General features: G+C 50.6%; 7 protein-coding genes. All 7 read right to left on the bottom strand.

The window, feature by feature from the left end; all coding sequences use genetic code 11:
* On the bottom strand, nucleotides 1-478 hold a 478-nt coding region (locus KDK14_RS18900; protein ID WP_306671617.1), incomplete at its 3' end, for a sugar-transfer associated ATP-grasp domain-containing protein.
* Nucleotides 479-490: 12 nt separating this feature from the next.
* Nucleotides 491-2,017, bottom strand: a complete 1,527-nt coding sequence (locus KDK14_RS18905) for an inactive transglutaminase family protein (RefSeq protein ID WP_257266761.1) — start codon at nucleotides 2,015-2,017, stop codon at nucleotides 491-493.
* A 32-nt stretch (nucleotides 2,018-2,049) separates the two neighbouring features.
* On the bottom strand, nucleotides 2,050-2,211 hold the full coding sequence (locus KDK14_RS18910; protein WP_257266762.1) for a hypothetical protein: 162 nt from the start codon (nucleotides 2,209-2,211) through the stop codon (nucleotides 2,050-2,052).
* A gap of 62 nt (nucleotides 2,212-2,273) precedes the next feature.
* Entirely contained in the window at nucleotides 2,274-3,455 is a 1,182-nt protein-coding gene (locus KDK14_RS18915) for a RimK/LysX family protein (RefSeq protein ID WP_257266764.1), read from the bottom strand.
* A 373-nt stretch (nucleotides 3,456-3,828) separates the two neighbouring features.
* On the bottom strand, nucleotides 3,829-4,362 hold the full coding sequence (locus KDK14_RS18920) for a hypothetical protein (protein ID WP_257266765.1): 534 nt from the start codon (nucleotides 4,360-4,362) through the stop codon (nucleotides 3,829-3,831).
* Nucleotides 4,363-4,502: 140 nt separating this feature from the next.
* Nucleotides 4,503-5,816 (bottom strand): branched-chain amino acid transport system II carrier protein, encoded by a 1,314-nt coding sequence (brnQ, locus tag KDK14_RS18925; RefSeq protein WP_257266766.1) that lies wholly within the window; start codon nucleotides 5,814-5,816, stop codon nucleotides 4,503-4,505.
* Between the two features lie 199 nt (nucleotides 5,817-6,015).
* Nucleotides 6,016-6,501, bottom strand: a complete 486-nt coding sequence (locus KDK14_RS18930; protein ID WP_257266767.1) for an aminoacyl-tRNA deacylase — start codon at nucleotides 6,499-6,501, stop codon at nucleotides 6,016-6,018.
* Nucleotides 6,502-6,770: the final 269 nt, after the last annotated feature.

The raw sequence follows: 6,770 nt of genomic DNA on the forward strand, positions 1-6,770 counted from the left end.
CAGTGATCAGGCTTTCAATAACGGCAACGTCTGATTTTCCGCCCAGACTGTAGAGACCGCCGAGAATATTGGACACATCACGGCTAATGGCGTCAAAGGATAAGCTGTCGCCGCTGGCCTTGACGTATCGATCACCATCACGGCCGGTAATCACCAGAATGCCTTTGCCACCACTGCCCTTGGCCGGTTTGATAACAAACTTCTCCAGTGGTTCCAGAATGCTCTTTAGCCTGCGAATGTCGGACTGGTATTCAATCACACCAATCAGTTTTGGTACATCAACACCGGCTTTCTCGGCCATGCGTTTGGTGGTCAGTTTGTCGTCTACCAAAGGCAGCAGGCGCCTGGGGTTATACCGGGAGATATAATTCAGGTTGCGGCTGTTCATGCTCAGTATCCCCGACTCCCTGAGCCCGGAGGGGGTTGCAATGGCGCTTTTTGTCAGGGTGTTGGCAATAAAACTGCTTAACCAGCCCATGGCAGCCGACCTCTACTTATCCACCAGGGGGTAAAACCGCTTGAGTTCAAGCAGTCGGTAGCCGGTGTACTGACCAAGCAGCAGAACAATGCCCAACAAGGTGAGCATCAGTTCAGGGAAGTTGAAGGTGAGCTGTTCAATAATGGGGTTGGTCATTGACAGGTAACTCAGGGTGGCCACCAGAAGACTGCCGCCGCCTTCTTTCAAGACATCGCCGGGGCCTTCTTCTTCCCAGAGGATGGACATCCGCTCAATAGTCCATGCCAGAATGATCATCGGGAAGAAAGTGACCGTCAGTGCCTGGGTGATGCCCAGCTTCCAGCTCAGGATGCTCATGGCAGCCATGATCAGTATCACCACAATGATCACCGCCCCCAACCGTGCCACCAATAGCATGTTCTGCTGGCTAAGGAAGGATCGTATCCATAAACCGATGGATACCAGGGAGATGAAAATCACCAGCCCGGGTATTAATTGAGTTTGCAGGAAAGCCATGGCAATCAGCACCGGCATAAAGGTGCCGGAGGTGCGCAGGCCAACGACGATCCGCATAAATAGCACAACCAGTACCCCGATGGGGATCAGCAAAATGATCTTGAAGGCATTCTGGACTTCCAATGGCAGGGAGTAGATAGAAAAGTCGATTAATGCGGCGCCATCCCGGGTTGCCTGAGTCAGTGCCAGTTCCCTGGTCGGGACCGTCTGGGAGATAATAGAGAACTTGACATCAGAGTTAACGCCGCCCATCACATCCAGAAGTGATTTGGCGCCACGCTGCCAGAGAAAGAAGGCGTCCGGATTGCCGGGTTTGCCGGTTTTGGGATCAAACAGTTGCCATTGCGTGCCATCATATACCTCGATCATGTCCACAATGGGTTGTCGGCGACGGCCATCTTCCAGGTGCAGGCCCCGGACAATGCGAGCAGGGATATTACCCATATGGATCAGGTTGACCAGTAAATCCCCAAGCCCGACGCCTTCTGCCACCAGGCCCAGTAGCATATTGGTGTTCTGGTCCGGTTCTTTGGCGTTAAATTGGCTGATCAGGGTGCCGGCAAAACTGACCGGATCTGCTGAATGGTCAGTCACCTGTTTTAACAGGCTTTTGGCAGCGGTTTGATAGGGTTCGGGGAGTACCGGCGCAATGAACGGTTCGGGCTTGTCACTGATGCCCGCACTGATGCCGGGCTCCAGACGAAGCTTGACCTTATAGAACAGATCCTGGCGACCGTCCGCTTTGCGGATACTCCAGAGCGCACGACGCTGACCGCCATCATTGCTCTGGTTAATACCATAGCCAGGTGAGGCAAAGGATTCATCGAGAATTCTTACGTCAGACTGCTGGTCCGGGAGGGTCAGGCTTGCCTGGGCCGCTTCTCCCCGGGCTGTGAAGCTGACCCAGGCTTCAATACTCCAGACAGTAGAGACATCCTTGCCCAACAGCGGAAAACCCAGGGCAAAGTGTTTGTACAGGGTTAATCCCAGGCCAGCGACAATCAGAACAGCTACCATAAGGCCAAGCTGAAAACGACCTTTCATTCTTTTCCTCGCTTTTGATGTCTATTTCTGGTTCAACTGAACCCGGCTAAAAACGGCATGTTGTTCAGGGCTTTCTTGCCACCCAAAATGACGTTGCGAAAGGCCTTGATAAAGAAGGAAGGCACAAATGCCCATGGCGCGTGAAAATATTTTGCGCCACCTTCAGGGATGAAAATAAGCAAAATATTGTTCACGGCAAAGTTTTTTCCGGGTTCAGGCAAAAATGGCTTTCTTTGTGCCTTGGTGTCTTTGTGGTTCAAGGCTTTATACCCTCACCTGCCCGGGGCTGTTTGCTATCAGCAGAGTATTCTCTGGATACATCCACAAGCGCCCGTTTCTCAAGGAATCGTGCACCGATCAATGCCGGGAATTCATAGTTTTCCCGGCTGCGCAGCGTGAATTGTGTTGGCACCATGATGTTGCCAATCCGGGCATTCAACGTGATCACCGGACGTCGTTCAGACGCTTCTCCGTGACGTTTGATCCGAACAAACCGGGTTACCGGTTCTTCCATGGCGATAAGATTGTCGGCGGAGTCTGGCAATTGGAAGCGAACCCAGTCTTTGTCATCTTTTTTGAAAAATTCAATATTCCGTGCATCAAGGGATGAGGTCAGGGCGCCGGTATCAATTCGGGCTTTCAGGACCGTATCGGAATCAGGCAGTGTCATATGCTCAACAGCCCCCAGCGTAACCAGGCCGTTAATGCTGACCGGTTTGATGATAGCCCTGGTGTATGACTTTTGGGTAACAGGAACCCGGGTTTTTCGGTTATTCGAGCTGATTACCGTTTTCGTGGCAATATGCTTCTGATTGACGTCGATAACCGCCAGATCCTGCATAAAGCTGCGCCCGATCAACAGCGGTGACTCATAGTTGCTGCGATCAGTCAGTGAAACAGGCACAGACTGGGTGATGTCACCAATGGTGATGGTCATCATGATGATCGGGCGCTCCTCCGATGGGAGTCCCGGACGTTTTATCCGGGTAACACCCTTGAGGGGCAGCTCCAGAGGTTCAGTTCCCCTGGACGTACGATTCAATTCAAATTTGACCCATTTTTTGCCATCACGTTCGAACAACTGGATATTTCTGGCGTCTACAGAACTGTTTTCTGCTCCGGTATCCAGCTTTGCCTCCATTTTGAGGTTCAGGTTCGGCAAAGTGGCGGTTTCGTTAATGCCAAGGACGAGTCGGCCATCCTGGTGGGCAGGTGTCTGGATGGTCTGCTCACGAATGGTAATTGTATGAGTCTCGGCAGGCTCTGTTTTTTCCGCCGGTCTTGATGGCACCATGGGATGTTCCGACGTCTCCGGGACTGGAGTTGGTTGAATAATACTTGCATCGTCCTCGGCAGGACGCTCTTCGTAAACTGTCTGGCAGGCGGTCAAGATCATGATAAAAACAGATAAGGCGGGCAGGGCCAGGTTGCGGAACATGTGGCAAGCACTACGTTTTTGGGGATTATTAAGGTTCACGCATCTTAAGTGGTTAACCCAATGAAATGATATTTTCTGACTAAATGGGCAGTCGCTCTGCTTCGTTGCAACTCCGGTAACAAAGCTACGGCGATGGTCCCTGCATAGTAACCGCCCATTTAGCCAAATATACGATTCCAATTGGCCAACGACTTAGTGGCTGAAGTGTCGGCAACTAAAAGCTGGCAAGCTTACTTGATCTGTCTTCACTTGCCAATTGTTAAATGCATTGCCGCCGACAGAAATTAATGACCCGACTTTTCCAGATCACGGGGCTCTTTCCGCGACTGCTTCGGCTTGTTCACTCAGCAAGTGTGAACATAAAATATGAGAGTTACTGCTGATCCCTGATTGCATTGAGGAAGCCCCCTCGAAATCGGGCTGAATTTTCAACAAACCTTATGGTTGGCTCCCTTGCACCAGCCTGAGAATCAAGCGATTGCTCTTCTGCCGGGGCGCTGGTTTCTGCCTGTGGCTGATCCGGAATAGGTGCATCCTGAACATGGGTGCATTCTCGGCCACCCAGCCACCGTTTAATCAAACACTCGGTCATTGCTCCCGCAAAGATGCCGACGCCGGCTCCAACTACTCCACCAGTGGCAAAACCTTTTCCAATAGAATCTATGGCTTTGGTGAAACCGGGGAACACTCCAGTTCCGGGCACTGCAGAATTCATACTGATTTGACATGCATAAATGGACATAGGCACACAAGCCAGAGCGCCTGCACCCCAAAATGCCTTTTCCTTTTTCGGTTCCATTATCAAGCGAACTTCCCGTTGGCAAAATTGGCATTTGACATCGCCAGTGGGGTTGCTGTTGTCAGCAGGACTCATCTGGGGGTTAGGTTGAGCTGTTATAACGTTCATTTTGACCTAAGACAATTTAAGTAACATTTTTAATATTGACAGCGATATGGGCTGAAAGTTCATTTTCCGAAAATTTCCTGCTGCATGTTGGTGTTGCTTAATATCTGAGCAGTCCCTTGACATCGGCAGCCGGAAAAATATCAATCTCGGTGGTGCAAGGCAGCAAGTAGAATGGTCATGATGAATACAGCCAGAGACGGAAGTAACCAGACCATATGATCGGCATAACCGGGAATTATGCTCAAAGGTTGTAAAAAAGGCTGCAGCACGGCGTAATTTTTTATGCGCAGAACATCAGCGATGCTCAGGGCAAACGCTGTCGCCAGTGTGGCCCGGTAAGTCAGCACCGGACTGGGGAGCCAGTCACGAATCAGGCCAAGAAAAATCAATGTTATGGATATTGGATAGAGAATCAGCAGGGCCGGAATAAAAAGGTCAATAATCTCGTTCAATTCCATATTGGCAAAAAAGATACAGACAATGGTGATGATGGTGACGATGGTTTGATAGCTGATTTTGTCGAACATTTCATCAAAGTACTCACTGGCGGCGGTGATACAGCCAATGGCCGTGGTCAGACAGGCCAGGGTCACCACAGCCGCAAGCAGCGCTATGCCGGTTGTTCCGAACAGTGTCTCGACATAAAGTGTCAGGATTTGCCCCCCGTTGTCTGAATCGGGGGCCACCTCTCGGCTGGTTGCTCCCAGGTAAAACAGGGAGAGGTAAACAAGCGCGAGTCCGACCGCTGCGATGATGCCGGTAATGATACTGTAATGAAACAGGCTGGACTTATCTTTAATACCATGGGATTTGAGATTGGTGATGATGACTATGCCGAACATCAATGCAGCGAGGGCATCCATGGTCATATAACCCTCAAGGAATCCCTTGATAGCCGGGGATTCGGTATACGTGCCCATGGCCTCTCCGGGAACGCCGAGAGGGGAAAAAATAGGTGCGAGGCCCAGAATCACCAAGAGGATAATTAACGCTGGCGTAATCAGTTTTCCAACCGATTCCAGCAGCTTTCCCGGTCGAATAGAGAGATACCAGGAGATGCTGAAAAAGAGCAGGCTGAAAATCAGCTGGCTGAGCTTGCCAGGTTCCGCCAGAAAAGGGGTGATGCCCACTTCATAAGAGACCAGGGCGGTCCTTGGTACAGCATAAAAGGGGCCGATGATCAGGTAAATACAGGAGCCAAGGGTGATGATCAGGGCTTTGGGCATTTCGCCACTGATCTCGTTGAATCCACCACCCACTCTGGCGATGGCAACAATGCCCAGCAGGGGCAGGCCTACGCCGGTCAGCAGGAAGCCAGCTGCGGCATACCACATATCTTGCCCGGCCAGTTGCCCCACCATGGGTGGAAAAATCAGGTTTCCGGCGCCGAGAAACAAGGCGAATACCATAAACCCCATACCGACAATATTTTGTAAACTCAGTTTTTGTTTCATATTTTCAGGATCCCCGATTATTGAAGTTTTACCGGGATCTGCTCCTTTTCTTTAATTAACTCGTCTTTAATTAACCCGTTTTTTATGACAGACAGCGCCAACCAACTGCCTGCTATCAGTATGGACGCTATCTGTGAAAGTGGTAGCAGGGCAATCAACGAGCCGCAAGGCAGTATCTTCGCAGTGGAATGGCTGTCATTTAATGATTTCCCGGTGGTGCAGAACAAAGGTCATCATGGGGTTGATCGTTGCTGATTTGTTGAAAATTTTCCTGCAAGAGGCGGATCAGGGTTTCATGATCACCGGCTTCAAGGAAAACATCCGGGCTTTGGCGCAGCCGGGTGTCCCAGAGCACGTCCATGTGGTAGGGCTCACCAAAGGGTGGAATGGCACCGGGTTCGCAGTCTTTGAACCTGCAGTTAAGCTCATGCTCAGTGGCGAACTGCAGTTTTGAGTTGGTGATCTGGCCTACCTGGTGAATATTGACCCGGTTGGCCGCAGGTAAAATGGCCATCAGATAGTGATCAAGGCTGTCTTTCAGGACAACTGCCTTGGCCAGTCGGTGCAGGGGAATTCTGGCGGCGATGGCGCTTTGCACAGAACTTTTGCTGGGCTGGTGTCTGATGGTTTGATAGGGAATATGCTCCCTGGCAAGGAAATCGTAAACGGTGTTGGGAATGCTCATGATACAGATTACCCCAGTAAATTTTGGCTTGAGGTGAACAGAGTATAGTCGCTGATTCTCTTATTTCAGCGGCTATTGCCAGTCAGTTGTCTTGGTGCTGGGTAACATGAACTCTTGAAATGATGATGGTATTTAGGAGCTGTCCCGAAATAACTTCGACATTTCTACAGACGCTACCCGCCGCCCGCTTCCCGAAAATCTGGAACCACTTGTGCTTTCCTGATTACCACTGATCGTACGTCATGATACAGAGAAAGTTTATTTAAGAA

Origin of the sequence: Endozoicomonas sp. ONNA2, from assembly GCF_024606365.1 — a bacterium.
Classification (GTDB): Bacteria; Pseudomonadota; Gammaproteobacteria; order Pseudomonadales; family Endozoicomonadaceae; genus Endozoicomonas.

Coding starts and splice junctions, on each gene's coding strand:
- KDK14_RS18905 (WP_257266761.1), bottom strand. CDS start 2,017: ATGAAAGGTCGTTTTCAGCTTGGCCTTATGGTAGCTGTTCTGATTGTC.
- KDK14_RS18930 (WP_257266767.1), bottom strand. CDS start 6,501: ATGAGCATTCCCAACACCGTTTACGATTTCCTTGCCAGGGAGCATATT.
- brnQ (WP_257266766.1), bottom strand. CDS start 5,816: ATGAAACAAAAACTGAGTTTACAAAATATTGTCGGTATGGGGTTTATG.
- KDK14_RS18920 (WP_257266765.1), bottom strand. CDS start 4,362: ATGAACGTTATAACAGCTCAACCTAACCCCCAGATGAGTCCTGCTGAC.
- KDK14_RS18915 (WP_257266764.1), bottom strand. CDS start 3,455: ATGTTCCGCAACCTGGCCCTGCCCGCCTTATCTGTTTTTATCATGATC.